Origin of the sequence: Kribbella sp. NPDC050459, from assembly GCF_040655315.1 — a bacterium.
In the GTDB taxonomy this organism is placed as follows: domain Bacteria; phylum Actinomycetota; class Actinomycetes; order Propionibacteriales; family Kribbellaceae; genus Kribbella.
This window is the reverse complement of sequence record NZ_JBFAJQ010000001.1, coordinates 463,888-480,531: the sequence shown is the minus strand read 5'-3', so window position 1 is coordinate 480,531 and position 16,644 is coordinate 463,888. Positions and strand designations below refer to the sequence as shown.

The window sequence follows — 16,644 nt, the reverse complement described above, 5'->3', positions numbered from 1 at the left end:
CTGTGCCTTACGCGGGGCGCAGGTGGTTCCCGCGCGCCGCTATCCGGTCGGGTGCTCGAGGCGCGTGAGCCAGGTGGTGAGGAGCTTCTCGAGCTGCTTGGCCTCGACCGGAGTGAGGGCCTCGAGGAGACGTTTCTCATTCGCCATGTGGGCGGTGAAGGCCTTGTCGATCAGCCGCTGCCCGGCCGGCGTCAGGCGGACCACCCGGCCGCGCCCGTCCTCGTCGCTGCGGCGGCGATCGACGAGCCCGGCCTCCTCCAGGCGGTCGACCCGCTTGGTGACCGCGCCCGTGGTGACCATCGTGTGCAGCGCGATCTCCCCCGGCGCACGCTCGTACGGCGCTCCCGCGCGCCGCAGGGCCGCGAGGACGTCGAACTCCCCCTCGGTCAGCCCATACTGCGCGTAGAGCAGCGTCAACTCACCGGTCAGCTGGTTCGCGATCCGGTGCAGCCGACCGATCACTCCTTGCGGAGCGGTGTCGACGTCCGGCCGCTCGGTCCGCCACTCCGCCTGGATCCTTGCCACATGGTCCACGGCTTCCACTATATCTTCCCGGGAAGATATAATATTTTCCATGGAAGACACTTTCCGCTGGACCCTGGTGACCGCGGTCGCGCCGATCGCGTGGGGCACGAACTACTTCGTCACCCACGAGTACCTGCCGGCCGGGCATCCCTTGTACGGCGCGGTTCTGCGCGCGCTGCCCGCGGGGCTGCTCCTGCTCGCCCTGGCCCGCCGCCTCCCCCGCGGAGCCTGGTGGTGGCGATCGGTCGTGCTGGGGATCTGCAACATGGGCGCCTTCTTCGCGCTGATCTACCTCGCGTCCCAGCTGCTCCCCGTCAGCCTGGCCTCGACGATCATGTCCGCGGCGCCGTTCACCATGGCGTTCTTCGCCTGGGGCCTGCTCGCGGAACGGCCGACCGTCCCGGTCCTCACCGGCGCGACCGCCGGGCTCGCGGGCGTCGTCCTGCTCCTCGGCGCGGGATCGGCCGCCGTCGATCTCCGTGGCGTCGCGGCGTCGGCTGCCGCGCTGACGATGTCGTCGTGCGGCTACGTCCTGGCCAAGAAGTGGGGCCGCGCCGACGAGGGGCCGCTCGCCACGACCGCATGGCAGCTGGTCGCGGGCGGCATCGTCCTGGTGCCGTTCGCGGTCGTCGTCGAAGGCAGTCCGCCGCACCTCGACGGACCCGCGGTCGCCGGCTTCGTGTACGTCGGACTCGTCGCGACCGCGCTCGCGTTCACGGCCTGGTTCGCCGGGCTGCGCCGGCTGCCCGCCGCGACCGTCGGCCTCATCGGGTTGCTGAACCCGGTCACCGGCGTACTCCTCGGCGTGCTGTGGTCCGGCGACGTCCTGACCGCGCGGCAACTCCTCGGCCTGGCGCTGGTGTTCGCCGGCATCACGCTGAGCCAAGTACGATCAATTGGAGTGTCGAAGCGCTTCGACTGGGGTAGAACTGGGGTGCCGACGGAAGAGGGGAAGCACCATGGTCACGATCGCGGACGTCGCCCGGCATGCCGGGGTGGCGACCAGCACGGTGTCCTATGTGCTCAGCGGCAAGCGGACGATCTCGCTTGACACCCGCGAGCGGGTGCAGCGCAGCGTCCGCGCCCTCGGCTACCGGCCGAACGCGAGCGCCCGGGCGCTGGCCAGCCAGCGGTCCAACGTGCTGGCGCTGGTGATCCCGCTGCGCACCGGCATGCACGTCCCGGTGATGATGCAGTTCGCGACCGCGGTCGTGACCACGGCCCGCCGGTTCGACCACGACGTCCTGCTGCTGACCGCTGACGAGGGTCCCGAGGGACTCGAGCGGGTCGCACAGAGCTCGCTGGTCGACGCGCTGGTGGTGATGGACGTCGAGCTGCACGACGAGCGGGTCCCGATGCTGCGGGAGCTGCCGATGCCGTCGGTCCTGATCGGGTACCCGGACGACGCCGCCGGACTGACCTGTATCGACCTCGACTTCGTTGCCGCGGGCGCTCGATGCGTGGATCACCTGGCTGACCTCGGCCACCGCTCACTCGCCCTGCTCGGTACGCCGTCGGCCGTGTACGAACGGCAGACCGGGTTCGCGCAACACACACTGACCGGGTTCGCCGAGGCTGCCGGGCGCCGTGGGGTGCTCGGCGTCGAAACGCCCTGTGAGCACACGTTCGACGCGATCCTGCACACGGTCGAGCAACTGCTGGCCGAGCACCCGGACATCACCGGATTGGTCGTGCAGAACGAGCCGATCATCGGCCCGCTCCTCGACGTCCTGCGCCGGCTCGGCCGCCGGGTGCCCGAGGACATGTCCCTGGTCGCGATCTGCGCGGACGACGTCGCCGAACGGCAGGTCCCGCAGCTGTCCTCGGTTACCATCCCGGCCGAACAGATCGGCGAACAGGCCGTCGAAGCCCTGATCGCCAAGCTCGAGGGCGGCAGCGTTCCGGAGCTGACGCTGCTGCCGCCCACCCTCACGGCGCGCGGCAGCAGCGGACCTCACGCCTCGCGCACCACCGCGTAGCCGCCGGCGGGCACCACCAGCTCACCGTTCACAGCGGCCCCGGCGACCAACTCGGTGCCCACGGCCGGTACGACGGCGTCGGTGTCGCCGTGGTTGATGAAGAACACCCAGGTCACCCCACCATCCCGCCGCCGCACCGTCTCCACCAACCCGCCCGCAGACCGCCCCGCGCCCGCCAAGCGGGTGACGAGATCGGCGGCGGTGTCGTCGTCGAGTTCTGTCGAGACGTACCACGCTGTCCCGGCGCCGACCTGGCGGCGGGTAACGGCGGGCTTCCCGTCCAGCACTCCCCCGGCGTACCGGTCGACGACCTCGGCCGCGACCGCCTCGACGTCCTCGCTCCACACCCGCCCGCGACCACCAGAGGCCAACGCAACCTCGCCCGACAGGGGATGGAACTCCTCGACCCGCACCCCGAGCAGCTCCGCGAACGCGCCGGGATAACCACCCAACCGCACCCGGACGTCCGGATCCACGATCCCGCTGAAGTACCCGACCACCAACTGCCCGCCGCTCTCGACATACGCGGCCAGGTTCGCGGTCGCCTCGTCGGAGACGAGATACAACGACGGCACCACCACGACCCGGTACGACGACAGGTCGGCGTCCGGAGCCGCGAAGTCCACCGTCACGTCCGCATGCCAGAAGTGCCGATGCGCGGATCGTACGGCGGCGAGGTAGTCCAGCGACGACGGCAGATGCGTGCCCTGCATCGCCCACCAGCACTCGGCGTCCCACAGGATCGCGACCTCCGCGACCACGGTGCTCCCGGCCACCTCGGCCAGCCGCGGCATCACGGATCCGAGCTGCGCGATCTCCCGGAACCTCGCGCTGTCCGCACCCGCATGCGGAACCATCGCCGAGTGGTACATCTCCGCACCGCCCCGGGACGCCCGCCACTGGAAGAACAGCGCACCGCGCGACCCGCGGGCGACATGCGACAGACTGTGCCGCGCCATCCGGCCGGGCTCCTTCGTATGCCACCGCTCACCGGTGTTCAGGCCGCCTGCCGCCTGCTCCATCAACAGCCACGGTTTCCCGCCGGCCCAGGCCCTGGCCAGGTCCGCGCCGAACGCGGTCTGCTCCTCCGCGCCGAGGCCGGCCTGGTCCGGATAGTGGTCGATGGCAACGACATCGACCTCGGCCGCCCACCGCGCATGGTTCACCGGAACCCAGCCGCCGAAGACGAAGTTGGTCGTGATCGGCGCCGCCGAGTGTTCGCGAAGCACTGCCTTCTGGTCCAAGTACGCGGCCAGCAACTCGTCGGACCAGAACCGGCGGTAGTCCAGGTACTGCGTCGGATTCACGAGGTATTGCGTCGCGCGCGGCGGCTCGATGTCTGACCACTCGGCGTACCGCTGGCTCCAGAACGCGGTGGTCCACGCCTCGTTCAGCCGAGCGAGCGATCCGTACCGCTCCCGCAGCCACCCGCGGAACCGCTCCGCCGCGAATGTGCAGTAGCAGGTGGTCCCGTACTCGTTGTGCACATGCCACATCGCGAGCGCCGGATGATCGTGGTACCTCTCGGCCAGCGCCCGAGCGATCCCGCGGGCCGCGTCACGGTACGCGGGCGCGCAGACGCAGTACGTGTCGCGGCTGCCGTGCGTCAGCCGTACGCCGTCAGCGGTCACCGGCAACGCCTCGGGGTGCAGCCGGCTGAACCACGGCGGCGGTGAGGCGGTCGGCGTGGCCAGGTCGACCTTCACCCCGCCGTTGTGGAGAAGATCCAGCACCTGATCGAGCCACGCGAAGTCGTACTCGCCGGGCGCGGGCTCCAGGCTCGACCACGAGAAGACACCCACGGTCACCAGGTTCACACCGGCCTGACGCATCAGGTCGACGTCCTCTTTCCAGACCGCGGGATCCCACTGCTCGGGGTTGTAGTCGCCGCCGTACCAAAGACTCATGGGCCTAGCCTTTCACCGCGCCGATGATGACGCCCTTCTGGAAGTGCCGCTGGATGAACGGGTAGACCAGCAGGACCGGCACGATCGCGATCACCACGATCGCCATCTTGATCGCCAGTCCCGGCGCGGGCTGCAGTCCCAGGCCGACCCCGGTCGCCACTCCGCCGGCACCGGTCGGGAGCGGCTGCTGCTGGACGATGTACGTCCGCAGCACCATCTGCAGCGGCCACTTCGTGTTGTCGTTGATGTAGAGCAGGGCGTTGAAGAACGCGTTCCAGTAGCCCACGGCGTAGAACAGGCCGACGACCGCGACCACGGCCTTCGACAGCGGCAGCACGATCCGGCGGAGGATCGCGAACTCGCCCGCGCCGTCGATCCGGGCGCTGTCGATCAGCTCGCTCGGGATCCCCATGAAGAACGACCGCATCACGATCAGGTTGAACGCGGAGATCGCGGCCGGGAGGATCAGCGACGCGTAGTGGTCGATCAGCCCGAGCGCGTTCACCACGAGGTAGCTCGGGATGATCCCGGGTCCGAACAGGAACGTCAGCAGCACGACGAACAGCAGTGGCCGATGGAACAACGACCCCGGACGCGACAGCCCGTACGCCGCGAGCACGGTGATCCCGAGGCTGAACGCCGTACCGATCGCGGTGATCACCACACTGATCAGCAGCGCACGCGTGACGACGCCACCTGACAGCAGCTGCACATACGCCGCCACGGTCAGCTCCCGTGGTACGACGACCAGTCCACCGGCCCGCGTCACGGCCTCGGTCGAGGACAGACTGGTCACCACCACGACGTACAGCGGGAACGCGACCGCCAGCGCGATCAGGACCAGCACGAGCGGCTTGCCCAGCCGGTCGAGGAGTGTCGGTTCTTCTTCCCAGACAGCTCTTTCACTCATGATCGGGAGTACACCCCCTGTTCGCCCACCATGTGCGCGAAGCGGTTGGCCACCAGGACGAGGACCAGGCCGACCACACCCTTGAACAGCCCGGCGGCGGCGCCGTAGCCGAAGTCGCCGACGAGCAGGCCCTGGTAGTAGACGTAGGTGTCGAGCACCTCGGCGGCGCCCCCGCCGACGGCGCTGCGCTGCAGGATGAACTGCTCGAACCCGACCGTCAGCGCGTCGCCGAGGCGCAGGATCAGCAGCAGGACGATCACCGGACGCAGCCCCGGCAGCGTGATGTGCCAGAGCCGGCGCCAGCGGTTCGCGCCGTCGGCCGCGGCGGCCTCGTAGAGCGCCGGGTTGATGGTCGACAGCGCGGCGAGGAACACGATCATGCCCCAGCCGGCGTCCTTCCAGACCGCCTGCGCGGTGACGAGCAGGATGAACGTGTCCGGTTTCGTCATCAGGTCGATCGCCTGGTGGCCGTTGTCGCGCAGGGTCTGGGCGAGCAGGCCGGCGCCGCCGATCATCTGCTGGAACAGCGAGACGACGAGCACCCAGGAGAAGAAGTGCGGCAGGTAGACGATGCCCTGGATGACGTTGCGGAGCTTCGCCGACAGGACGCTGTTGAGCAGCAAGGCCAGGGCGATCGGGATCGGGAAGAAGAACGCGAGCTGGACCGCGGTGATCGACAGCGTGTTCGCGACCGCCTTCCAGAACGCGGGCTCGGAGAACATCCGCCCGAAGTTCGCGAACCCGACGAAGTCGCTCCCGCGGATCCCGGCGTACGGCGAGTAGTCCTGGAAGGCGATCACGTTCCCGAGCGTCGGGAAGTAGTGGAACACCCCCAACAGCACGACAACCGGCAGCACCATCAGCAGCAACGGCCAGTCCCGCCGCAGCCGATGCCGGAACCCCATCCCCCGCGCCGGAACCGCCCGCACCCCGGCTCCCCGGACGCGGACCCTACCGACCGTTGTCACTGAGGACCTTGGCGTAGAAGTCGCGGCCTTCGTTGCCGCCGTTGTCCTGCCACTGCTTGACGGCGGTCTTCAGCTCGCTGACCGGCCGGCGGCCGCGGAAGATGTCCTGCAGCGCGTCGTCGAACGGCTGCGCGAGGGCCGCCATCTTGGCCGGCTGCTCGACCCGGATCCCGTCGAACAGATTCTTCTCCCGGACCTTGGCCGCCGCGTTCTGCCAGGCGCTCATCGACTGGACGTAGCCCGGATACTCGCTCTGGGTGATGGCCGTCGGCCGCCCGCCGAGGAAGACGTACGTCTGCGAGACCTCCTTCTGTCCGAGCGGGGTCAGTTTCGGCGCGCCGGACGGTTGCTTGGTGTAGTGCTTGCCCTCGACCCCGTAGGTGTACAGCTGGTACTCCTCGGTCCCGAACGGCGCGGAGGTGTAGTTCAGCACGCCGAGCAGTTCCTTCACCCGCTCCTCGCCGACGCCCTTCTTGACGAAGGTGAAGATCCCGGCCGGATCACCGCTCCACACGATCGGCGTGCCGCCGTCGTGCGCGAACGGCAGCACCGCTTGCGGGTCGTACTTCGGGTTGATCGGCAACTGCCGCTGCAACGACTCCTGCCAGCCGCCGAGGCCGTTCTGCCGGATCAGCAACTTGCCGCCCTCGAACAGCGCGTTCTCGTCCGCGCCGGCGTTGGCGACGACCTCCGGATGCACGTAGCCCGACTGGAACAGCCTGCGCACGAACGCCACGGCTTCGGCGTACTCCGGCGTCTCGATCTTGTTCACCAGCTTGCCGCTGGAGTCCTTGCGCCAGCCTCCCGGCGCCCCGAACGACCGGATCACCTCGTCGGCGACACTGCCGAACGCCCAGCGGCCGGCCTTCGCGTCGGTCAGTTGCTTGCCCAGCGCAAGCAAGTCGTCGGCGTTCTTCGGCGGCTCCGCGCCGGCCTGGTCGAACAGGTCCTTGCGGTACATCATCATCCAGGGGAACCCCTCACCGGGGAACGGCACCGCTTTCAGCTGCGAGTTCCAGACGCCGTACGCCCAAGCTCTGGTCGGCAGGTTGGCCAGCATCGGGTACGCGGCCGCCTTGTCGCCGGCCAGGTACGGCGTGAGGTCCTCGAAGAGCTTGTCCGCGGCCTGGCCGAACCGGGTCAGGCCCGAGATGTTCCAGCCCGGGATGCAGAGCAGCTCGGGAATGTTGCCGGCCGCGAGGATCGGCCCGAGCTTGTCGCCGTAGTCGTTGCCGTTCAGGATGTTGAACTTGAGCGGGACGCCGATCCGCTCGTCGTTCGCCGCGAAGTACGAATTGCCGGCCAGCGGCGGGATCGGGCTCCACAGCGGTGTCATCGCCGAGACTTCCTTGCCGCTCGGCACCATCGTGTCCGGCACCGCCCGCTTCAGCTCGCTCGGATAGTGCGAGAAGCCGGGCGAGGCGCCGTTCTCCCCCGGCAGGTCCGGCTTCACCGACTCGTACGCGATGTACTTCGGCAGCAGGCCGGACAGCTTGTCCTCGGTCTCGGCGCGGCCCGTCGTACTGGACCCCGAACCGCCGTCCGAACACCCGGTCAGCGTGGCCCCGCCCGCGGCCGCCGCCGCGCCGGCGCCGAGCAGGGAGATGAAGGTGCGGCGGCTGGTTCCGCCGATCTCTGGTCCGGTCACGTTGCATCCCCTAGACTTAGTTGGGCTAGTAGCCAAACAAATTAACGCAGAGCCCTCAGCGCGACAAGGTGTAGAACTGACCCAGAACTTCTTTTGGACGGGACGGACCTTGACCACACAGACCGCGGACCACACCGACATCCGCGCCACCAACCTGGCGGCGGTGCTCGGCCACCTGCGCCGCGAGGCTCCCTGCTCGCGGGCCGCGATCGCGGCCGGCACCGGGCTGAACAAGGCCACCGTGACGAGCATCGTCGGCGAGCTGCTGGAGCGCCGGCTGGTCCGCGAGACGCAGCAGACGCAGAACCACGTCGGCCGCCCGGCGACCCTGCTCGTGCTCGACGGCTCGGCGTACGCGACGATCGGGCTCGAGGTGAGCGCGCGCGGCCTGACCGCCCTGGCCTGCGACACCGCCGGCGAACAGGTCCTGCGGTGGCACCGGGCCGGCCCGGGCGTCGACGCGGGGCCGGCGAAGACCGTCACCGCGCTCGCGGCGCTGGCCCGCCGGGCGATCACGACCGTCCAGGCGTCCGGGCGCCAGGTGCTCGGCATCACGGTCGGCGTCCCCGGGCTGGTGAACCGCGACGGCGCCGTCGTCCTCGCCGCCGGCCTCGGGTGGACCGGTGTCCCGCTGCGCGCCGAGCTCACCGGGACACTCGGACGACCCGACATCCCCGTGACGGTCGACAACGACGCGTCGCTGGGCGTGCTCGCCGAGCACCTCTACGGCGCGCACGCCGGCACGCCGAACCTCATCCAGGTCACCGGCGACACCGGCGTCGGAGCAGGCATCATCACCGACGGGCGTCCGCTCGCGGGGCATCTCGGGTACGTCGGGGAGATCGGGCACCTGCGCCTCGTCCCGGACGGGCCGGTGTGCGGCTGCGGCCGCCGCGGTTGCCTCGAAGCGCTGGCGAGCCTGCCGGCGATCCTCGAACGGGTCGACGGCGCCGTCGACGACGATCCCCAGCAGCAGCTCGAGTCGCTGATCCGCCGCGCCGACGCCCAGGAGGTCGCGGTGACGAAGGTGCTCGCCGAGGCCGGGACCCATCTCGGCGACGGCATCGCGGCACTGGTCAACATCCTCAACCCCGAGGTCGTGCTGCTCGGCGGTGCCTACGCGCTGCTCGCCGATCACCTCGCGCCGGCCGTCGACAAGGCGCTCCGCGAGGCCACCATCGCCCCCGATGCCGGAGGCTGCACCGTCGCCGCCTCCACGTTCCCGCACACCGCCACTCCCCTGGGCGCCACCGCCCACGCCCTGACCCCACTGACCCGCGGCCGGCTCCCGAGCCGCTGACCGCCCCAGGAAAGCGCCTACCCGTTCCGCCCGCCGAGGTCTTGACCCTGGGCGTGCGGGATGCAACCCTCTGTTCACGCCCGATCTGTCGAAGCGCTTCGATCAGCTTCCGCCGCCCGTTGATCGAAGCGCTTCGACACCAGACCGTGGAGTCGATCGCCGATGAGTACTCCTCCCCCGTTCCGCGACCCCGCCCGGCCGGCCGGTGAGCGGATCGACGACCTGCTCGCCCAGCTCACCCTGGCCGAGAAGATCGCCTTCCTGCACCAGTACCAGCCACCTGTCGCCCGGCTCGGGCTGCAGGCGTTCCGAACCGGTACTGAGGCCCTGCACGGGGTCGCCTGGCACGGTCCGGCGACCGTGTTCCCCCAAGCGATCGGCCTGGCCAGCAGTTGGAGCCCTGAGCTCGTGCGCGAGGTCGGCGCGGCCGTCGGCGACGAGGTCCGTGTGTTCCACCGGAAGGACCCGGCCGATGTCGGCCTCAACGTGTGGGCGCCGGTGGTGAATCCGCTGCGCGACCCGCGCTGGGGCCGCAACGAGGAGGGGTACGCCGAGGATCCCTGGCTGACCGGCGTGATCGCGACCGCGTACGGACTTGGTCTGGCCGGCGACGACCCGACGTACCTGAAGACCGCTCCGACGCTGAAGCATTTCCTTGCCTACAACAACGAGACGGACCGCTGCACCACCTCGAGCAACCTGCCGCCGCGGGTCCTGCACGACTACGAACTGCCGGCCTTCCGGGCGCCGATCGAAGCAGGCGCTGCCGTCGCGGTGATGCCGTCGTACAACCTGGTGAACGGACGGCCCGCCCACCTCAGCCCGCTGATCAACGACGTCCTCCGGACGTGGACGACCGACGACCTGCTCGTCGTGAGCGACGCCTATGCGCCGGGGAACCTGTCCGGCCTGCAGCAGTACCTGCCCGACGCCACGACCGCGTACGCCGCCGCGCTGACGGCCGGCGTGGACAGCTTCACCCAGGACGGCGCCGACACCGCCCCGACGATCGACCGGCTGACGACGGCCCTCGACCGCGGGGTCATCACGGCCGCCGACCTCGACACCGCGGTACGGCGGGTGCTCGCGATCCGCTTCCGGCTGGGCGAGTTCGACCCGCCCGAGCTCGACCCGTACCGCGCGCTCGAACCCGAACTGGTCAACTGCCCGACCCACCGCCGGCTCGCCCAGGACGCGGCCCGTCAGGCGATCGTGCTGCTCAAGCACGAGTGCCAGGTCCTCCCGCTCGCGCCGACGACGCGTGTCGCCGTCGTCGGGCCCCTGGCCGGCACGCTCTCCGAGGACTGGTACGCCGGGACGCTGCCCTACCAGGTCACCGCGCTGGACGGCCTGATCGAGCGATCGGGCTCCGAACGCGTCGAGTACTGCGAGGGCGTCGACCGGATCACGCTGCGGATCGCCGGCTCGTCGTCGTACCTCGCGGTCGGCGGTGACGCGGTGCTGCGGGCCGGCACTGATCCGGGCGAGTTCGATCTGTTCGACTGGGGCGGAGACGCCTGGGCGCTGCGCTCGGTGCGGAACGGCCGGCACCTCACCGCCACCGACGAGGGCGAACTGGTCGCGGACCAGCCCGGTCCGAACGGCTGGGAGGTCAAGCAGACCTTCCGCCTGGTGCCGTCGTCGAACGCGGTCCTGATCCAGCACCTGCACAGCGGCCGCTACCTCCAGGTCGACGCAGACGGTGCAGTCGGCCTGGCAGACGCCGGTACGTCGTTCGAGCTCGACGTCGTGATCGACGGCGCGGCCGCGGCCGCCGAGCTGGCGGCCCGGGCCGACGTCACGCTCGTTGTCGCTGGCAACCACCCGTTGGTGAACGGCCGCGAGACCGAGGACCGGACGACCCTGGAGCTCCCACCGGCGCAGGACCGCCTGATCCGGCGAGTGCACGCCGCGAACCCGCGGACGGTGCTGGTCCTGAGCAGCAGCTACCCGTACGCCATCGGCTGGGCGCAGCAGCATCTCCCGGCGATCCTGTGGTCCGCCCACGGCGGTCAGGAGTACGGCCGCGCGCTGGCCGACGTCCTGTTCGGTGACCACGACCCGGCGGGCCGGCTGACGCAGACGTGGTACCACTCCGCGGCGGATCTGCCCGATCTGCTCGACTATGACATCATCGCGACGGACGCGACGTACCTGTACTTCCGCGGCGCACCGCTCTACCCGTTCGGCCACGGCCTGAGCTACACGACCTTCGCGTACGGCGACCTGCGGCTGAGCGCACCGTCGACGCCGGCGGACGGCCACGTGCAGGTCACGTTCACCGTCACCAACACCGGCGATCGGGCCGGAACCGAGATCGCCCAGCTGTACACACGCCAGCAACGCTCGCGGGTCAAGCAGCCGCTGCGGCAGCTGCGCGGCTTCCGGCGTGTGTCGCTGGAGCCGGGTGAGACCGCCGAGATCGAGCTGACCGTCGCCGCGGCCGACCTGGGCTTCTGGGACGTGACCCGGGACCGGCGCTGCGTCGAGACCGCGCGGCACAGCATCATGGTCGGCCGGTCCAGCACCGACCTGCGCCTCACCGCGACGCTCGACATTCACGGCGAGCGGATCCCGCCCCGCACCCTCACCCGCCTCGCCGCCACCAGCTTCGACGACTACAGCGCCACCACCCTCACGACCGCGACCCGCGACCGCGGCGACGCCGTGATCGCGCTGGAAGCCCAAGCCTGGTTGGCGTTCGACGACATGCAGCTCGATCCGACGAGCTATGTGGCCCACGTCGCCAACCGCGGCAGCGAGCCCGCCACCGTCGAGCTCCGCCTGGACGATCCGCTGCACGGCGAGTTGTTGAGCATCGTGCAGGTGTCACCGACGGACGAGCTCATCGCAGTCGTCGGTGAGCTCGCCCCCGCGAGCGGTGTCCACACGCTCTATGCGGTGTTCTCCGCCGCCGGCGTCGTCCTGGAGAGCTTCACCGTGTAGTGCTCGCAGGTGCCTGAGAGCACGCGGGACTCGACCCGGCCGGCCTTGAAGGTCAGCTCGATCACGGCGTCGCCGTTCGGGGACGGCAGCGTGATCGTGCTGACCTGACCGTCCGACGGCTCGAACCAGCGCAGCTCGACGCCGTCCGCCCAGTCGTACTCCGGCCGGTCGTCCACCGCGCCGATCGGGATGACCGCCCCCTCGCGCACGAACAACGGCACCGTGTCGAAGCCGTGCGTCTGTTCCACCCACGCCGGGCCGGTCGCGACCTCGCCGGTCAGCAGCGACGTCCAGCGCCCGCGGGGCAGGTAGAACGAAACCTCGCCGTCGAAGCTCATCACCGGCGCGACCAGCAGATCCGGGCCGAGCATGTACTGCCGATCCAGGTACGCGACCGCGGGATCGCCGGGGAACTCGAGCGCCATCGGCCGCATCACCGGCACCCCGTCCCGATGCGCCTCCTCGGCCGCCGCGACGAGGTACGGCGTCAGCGACAGCTTCAGCTTGGTGAACTTCCGCAGGACGTCGACCGCCTCCTCGTCGAACGCCCACGGCACCCGGTACGACGACGAGCCGTGCAGCCGCGAATGCGACGAGAGCAGCCCGAACGCCACCCACCGCTTGAAGATCGCGGGGTCAGGCGTGCCCTCGAACCCGCCGATGTCGTGACTCCAGTAGCCGAAGCCCGACGCCGCCAGTGACAACCCGCCGCGCAGCGATTCGGCCATCGCCTCGAAGGTCGACTCGCAGTCACCGCCCCAATGCACCGGGAACTGCTGGCCACCGGCCGTCGCCGACCGGGCGAACAGCACGGCCTCGCCTGCCCCGCGATTCTCCTCCAGCAGCCCGAACACGGCCGCGTTGTAGAGCTGCGGATAGTAGTTGTGCATCCGCTCCGGGTCGGAGCCGTCGAACCAGACGACGTCGGTCGGGATGCGCTCGCCGAAGTCGGTCTTGAAGCAGTCCACGCCCAGGTCGACCAGCGCCTGCAGCTTCGAGCGGAACCAGGCCGTCGCGTCCGGGTTGGTGAAGTCGACGATCGCCATCCCGGCCTGCCACAGGTCCCACTGCCAGACCGAGCCGTCCGGGCGTTTCAGCAGGTACCCGAGCCGGCGGCCCTCCTCGAACAGCGCCGAGCGCTGCGCGATGTACGGGTTGATCCACAGGCTGACACGCAGCCCGCGGTCCTTCAGCCGGCGCACCATCCCGGCCGGGTCCGGGAACGCGACCGGGTCCCAGACGAAGTCACACCAGTGGAACTGCCGCATCCAGAAACAGTCGAAGTGCAGGACGCTCAGCGGCAGGTCGCGCGCCGCCATCCCATCGATGAACGCGCTCGTCGTCTCCTCGGTGTAGTCCGTGGTGAACGAAGTCGACAACCACAGCCCCATCGACCACGCGGGCACGCGCGCGGGCCGTCCGGTGAGAGCGGTGTAGCGGTGCAGCACGTCTTTCGGCGCCGGGCCGGCGAACACGTAGTACGCCAGCTCCTGGCCTTCGACGCTGAACTGGTTGCGGGACGTCACCTCCGAGCCGACCTCGAACGACACGTGGGCCGGGCTGTCGACGAGGACGCCGTACCCCTTGCTGCTCAGGTAGAACGGGACGTTCTTGTACGCCTGCTCGCTCGACGTGCCGCCGTCGGCGTTCCAGCTGTCGACGACCTGGCCGTTCTTCACGAACGCGCCGAACCGCTCGCCGAGTCCGTACACGGTCTCGCCGACGCCGAGCGCCAGCTGCTCGTGCACAAAGTGCCTGCCGTCGGCATCGGTGACCAGGCCGACGCTGCGCGCGCCGGAGTTGGTCAACGGCTTCCCGTCCTGCTCGAAGCGCACGTCCCACGGGCCGTCGAGCGCGATCACCACACTCAGCTCGCCGGAGGTCAGCCGCGCCTCGGCCGCACCGACCTCGACCTTCACCGGATGCTCGTCGTCGGTGGTCAGCCGGTACGACGGGTGCGCGGGCAGTCCGCCGAGGTGGTGTGCGATCCGGACGCCGATCACCCCGCGGGCCGGCGACGAGAACGTCACGGTGAACATCGGCTGGTTGAGCGTGTCGCCGCGCCGCTCGATCCGCTTGGCGGGCGCGAACACGGTCAGCTCCCGCTCCCCCGCCTGTACGCTCTCGACCTCGGCCGGCCCCAACCGCGTCAGCCCCGCCCGCAGCTGCCAGTACCCGTCGGTGAACTTCATGCCGGCCAGCCTTCCGGATCGGATTGTCGAAGCGCTTCGACAGCGTTTCGACAACCGTAGAGATCGCAACTTCACGACGTCAAGTTGCGGACCTCTCAGCGGATTCTCAGCGCCGAGCCGTGAGACTGGGGGTATGCGAGTGCTGATGGTCGAGGACGAACTGCGGCTGGCCGACACCGTGCACCGGGGGCTGACCGACGCCGGGTTCGTCGTGGAGCTGGTGCACGACGGCGAGAACGCGGTGTGGGCCGCGACCGAGCACAACTACGACGTGATCGTGCTGGACATCATGCTGCCGAAGCTGAACGGGTACCGCGTGCTCGAGCTGCTCCGGGCCCGCGGCGTCTGGACGCCGGTGCTGATGCTGACCGCGAAGGACGGCGAGTACGACCAGACCGACGCGTTCGACCTCGGTGCGGACGACTACCTGACCAAGCCGTTCAGCTTCCTGGTCCTGGTCGCCCGGCTGCGGGCGCTGATCCGGCGCGGCGGACCGGAGCGCCCGGTCGTGCTGACGGCCGGCGACCTGACGCTCGACGTCACCCGGCGGCGGGTCGAGCGCAACGGGCGGGAGATCACCCTGACGCCCCGCGAGTACGGGCTGCTCGAGTTCCTGATGCGGCATCGCGGCGACACGGTCAGCAAGAGCGAGATCCTGGCCGGGGTCTGGGACCCCGCCTTCGACGGCGACCCGAACGTCGTCGAGGTCTACGTCCGCTACCTGCGCAAGAAGATCGACACCCCGTTCGCCCGGCACGCGATCGAGACCATCCGCGGGATGGGCTACCGGCTGAACCCCGAAGGCGGCTAGAAAGGACCTGGGCCAGACTGGGGGCGTGAGCACGGTGGTGCGACGGCGCGTCGACGGGTGGTACCGGACCGCCGGCGGCCTGCGGCAGGCGAGTGTCCGGAGCCGCTCGACGGCGGCGGCGGTGATCGTGGTGGCGGTCGCGATGATGCTCGGCGCGGCCGCCCTGCTGCTGCTCCTGCAGCGGGCGCTGATCACCGAGGTCTCCGACGCGGCCGAGGCCCGGGTCGCGGAGGTGGCCCAACAGGTCAGCGAGGACGGCACGGCGGGGCTCACGCCTGCCCTCGCCGAGTCCACCCGCAGCGGGCAGCTGATCCAGGTGCTCGACCCGGCCGGCCGGGTCGTCGCCGCGTCGTCGACCCGCGTCGGGACCACCCCGCTCACCGACCTCCGGCCGCCGGCGGGCGCGCTGCTGCGGGCCGAGGTCGGCGAGATGCCGCTCATCGACGACGACCACTCGTTCCTGATCGTCGCGCAGGGAGCGGCGTACGGCGCGACGACGTACACGGTCGTCGTCGCGTCCTCGGTGGAGACCCAGCGGCAGACGGTCACGACCGTGGCGAAGTACCTCGCGATCGGGTTCCCGGCGCTGCTGATCGTGGTCGGTGTGGCCGGCTGGCTGATGGTCGGCCAGGCGCTGCGGCCGGTGGAACGGATCCGGGCGCGGGTGCAGCGGATCGGGACGCGGGACCTGACCGAGCGGGTCCCGGTGCCGCAGACCCGGGACGAGATCGCGCGGCTCGCGGTGACGATGAACGAGATGCTCGACCGGCTGGAGACCGGGCACGCGACCCAGCGGGCGTTCGTGGCGGACGCGAGCCACGAGCTCCGGTCACCGCTGGCCACGCTGACCGCGGCGCTGGAGGTCATCGGGGCGGACACGACGGGTCAGGCCTGGCACGACCTGCGGCAGGTGATGGAGACCGAGACCGACCGGATGCGGCAACTGGTCGAGGACCTGTTGCTGCTGGCGAAGGCCGACGACACCGGCCTGCGGATGCGCCAGGTCGACGTCGACCTCGACGACCTCGTGACGGCGGAGATCCAGCGGCTGCGGAGCTCGGCGCCCGAACTGCACGTTACCGGTGACGTGCATCCGGTCCGGGTCGTCGGCGATCCGGCGCGGCTGAGTCAGGTACTGCGGAACCTCGTCGACAACGCGGCCCGCGCGGCGCACAGCACGGTCCACCTGACCACGGCGGACGTGAACGGGTCGGCGGTCATCACGGTGTCGGACGACGGGGACGGGATTCCCGAGCAGGACCGGCAGCGGGTCTTCGAACGGTTCGTCCGCCTGGACACCAGCCGGTCCCGCTCGAGCGGAGGCTCCGGGCTCGGGCTGTCGATCGCCCGCGAGATCACCCACGCGCACCACGGCTCCATCACGCTGACGTCCTCGAGCACCGGCGGTACGACGGCGACGGTCACGCTCCCGAACTGACCACGGACCGGAAATCGCCG

Annotated in this window: 12 protein-coding genes; 6 read left to right on the top strand and 6 right to left on the bottom strand. The window is 70.2% G+C overall.

The features are described 5' to 3' along the window. Positions 1–39: 39 nt before the first annotated feature. Positions 40–534 (bottom strand): MarR family transcriptional regulator, encoded by a 495-nt coding sequence (locus tag AB0I12_RS02245; protein WP_359923341.1) that lies wholly within the window; start codon positions 532–534, stop codon positions 40–42. Between the two features lie 40 nt (positions 535–574). Here AB0I12_RS02245 and AB0I12_RS02240 point away from each other — a divergent pair, with 40 nt between their 5' ends. Together AB0I12_RS02240 and AB0I12_RS02235 are read left to right on the top strand one after the other, a co-directional pair. Next, positions 575–1,576, top strand: coding sequence for an EamA family transporter (locus AB0I12_RS02240; protein ID WP_359923338.1), 1,002 nt, complete (start codon positions 575–577; stop codon positions 1,574–1,576). Beyond that, positions 1,485–2,504: a LacI family DNA-binding transcriptional regulator gene (locus tag AB0I12_RS02235; protein ID WP_359923335.1), complete on the top strand. Its 1,020-nt coding sequence runs from the start codon at positions 1,485–1,487 to the stop codon at positions 2,502–2,504. The genes AB0I12_RS02240 and AB0I12_RS02235 overlap by 92 nt, the downstream gene beginning before the upstream one ends. Here the strand turns inward: AB0I12_RS02235 and AB0I12_RS02230 are convergent. The 4 genes from AB0I12_RS02230 to AB0I12_RS02215 are packed head-to-tail and all read right to left on the bottom strand — an operon-like array spanning position 2,480 to position 7,937. Beyond that, a complete protein-coding gene (locus AB0I12_RS02230) occupies positions 2,480–4,411 on the bottom strand; it encodes a beta-galactosidase (protein ID WP_359923333.1) in 1,932 nt (643 codons plus the stop codon). The genes AB0I12_RS02235 and AB0I12_RS02230 overlap by 25 nt on opposite strands. A 4-nt stretch (positions 4,412–4,415) precedes the next feature. Further along, entirely contained in the window at positions 4,416–5,321 is a 906-nt protein-coding gene (locus AB0I12_RS02225) for a carbohydrate ABC transporter permease (RefSeq protein WP_359923331.1), read from the bottom strand. Further along, positions 5,318–6,250, bottom strand: coding sequence for an ABC transporter permease subunit (locus AB0I12_RS02220; protein ID WP_359923328.1), 933 nt, complete (start codon positions 6,248–6,250; stop codon positions 5,318–5,320). The genes AB0I12_RS02225 and AB0I12_RS02220 overlap by 4 nt, the downstream gene beginning before the upstream one ends. A 22-nt stretch (positions 6,251–6,272) precedes the next feature. Beyond that, positions 6,273–7,937 carry an extracellular solute-binding protein gene (locus AB0I12_RS02215; protein WP_359923325.1) on the bottom strand — a complete coding sequence of 555 codons (1,665 nt, stop codon included), beginning with the start codon at positions 7,935–7,937 and terminating at the stop codon, positions 6,273–6,275. A gap of 109 nt (positions 7,938–8,046) precedes the next feature. Here AB0I12_RS02215 and AB0I12_RS02210 point away from each other — a divergent pair, with 109 nt between their 5' ends. Both AB0I12_RS02210 and AB0I12_RS02205 read left to right on the top strand, forming a co-directional pair. After that, the gene (locus tag AB0I12_RS02210) at positions 8,047–9,237 is read left to right on the top strand and encodes an ROK family transcriptional regulator (RefSeq protein ID WP_359923323.1); all 1,191 of its coding nucleotides are present in this window, start codon (positions 8,047–8,049) and stop codon (positions 9,235–9,237) included. A gap of 162 nt (positions 9,238–9,399) precedes the next feature. Next, positions 9,400–12,183 (top strand): glycoside hydrolase family 3 C-terminal domain-containing protein, encoded by a 2,784-nt coding sequence (locus AB0I12_RS02205; RefSeq protein WP_359923320.1) that lies wholly within the window; start codon positions 9,400–9,402, stop codon positions 12,181–12,183. Here the strand turns inward: AB0I12_RS02205 and yicI are convergent. Beyond that, the gene (gene yicI, locus AB0I12_RS02200) at positions 12,132–14,375 is read right to left on the bottom strand and encodes an alpha-xylosidase (RefSeq protein ID WP_359923317.1); all 2,244 of its coding nucleotides are present in this window, start codon (positions 14,373–14,375) and stop codon (positions 12,132–12,134) included. The two genes, AB0I12_RS02205 and yicI, sit on opposite strands and share 52 nt — an antisense overlap. Positions 14,376–14,508: 133 nt before the next feature. Between yicI and AB0I12_RS02195 the strand changes: the two genes are divergently transcribed. Next, positions 14,509–15,186, top strand: a complete 678-nt coding sequence (locus AB0I12_RS02195) for a response regulator transcription factor (protein ID WP_355691469.1) — start codon at positions 14,509–14,511, stop codon at positions 15,184–15,186. 25 nt (positions 15,187–15,211) lie between these two features. Continuing rightward, positions 15,212–16,624, top strand: a complete 1,413-nt coding sequence (locus tag AB0I12_RS02190; protein WP_359923314.1) for a HAMP domain-containing sensor histidine kinase — start codon at positions 15,212–15,214, stop codon at positions 16,622–16,624. The last annotated feature ends 20 nt before the right edge of the window (positions 16,625–16,644 follow it).

Bases quoted from the DNA above. Each gene is read 5' to 3' on its own strand.
- AB0I12_RS02240 (WP_359923338.1), top strand. From the start codon at position 575: ATGGAAGACACTTTCCGCTGGACCCTGGTGACCGCGGTCGCGCCGATC.
- AB0I12_RS02235 (WP_359923335.1), top strand. From the start codon at position 1,485: ATGGTCACGATCGCGGACGTCGCCCGGCATGCCGGGGTGGCGACCAGC.
- AB0I12_RS02230 (WP_359923333.1), bottom strand. From the start codon at position 4,411: ATGAGTCTTTGGTACGGCGGCGACTACAACCCCGAGCAGTGGGATCCC.
- AB0I12_RS02225 (WP_359923331.1), bottom strand. From the start codon at position 5,321: ATGAGTGAAAGAGCTGTCTGGGAAGAAGAACCGACACTCCTCGACCGG.
- AB0I12_RS02205 (WP_359923320.1), top strand. From the start codon at position 9,400: ATGAGTACTCCTCCCCCGTTCCGCGACCCCGCCCGGCCGGCCGGTGAG.
- yicI (WP_359923317.1), bottom strand. From the start codon at position 14,375: ATGAAGTTCACCGACGGGTACTGGCAGCTGCGGGCGGGGCTGACGCGG.
- AB0I12_RS02195 (WP_355691469.1), top strand. From the start codon at position 14,509: ATGCGAGTGCTGATGGTCGAGGACGAACTGCGGCTGGCCGACACCGTG.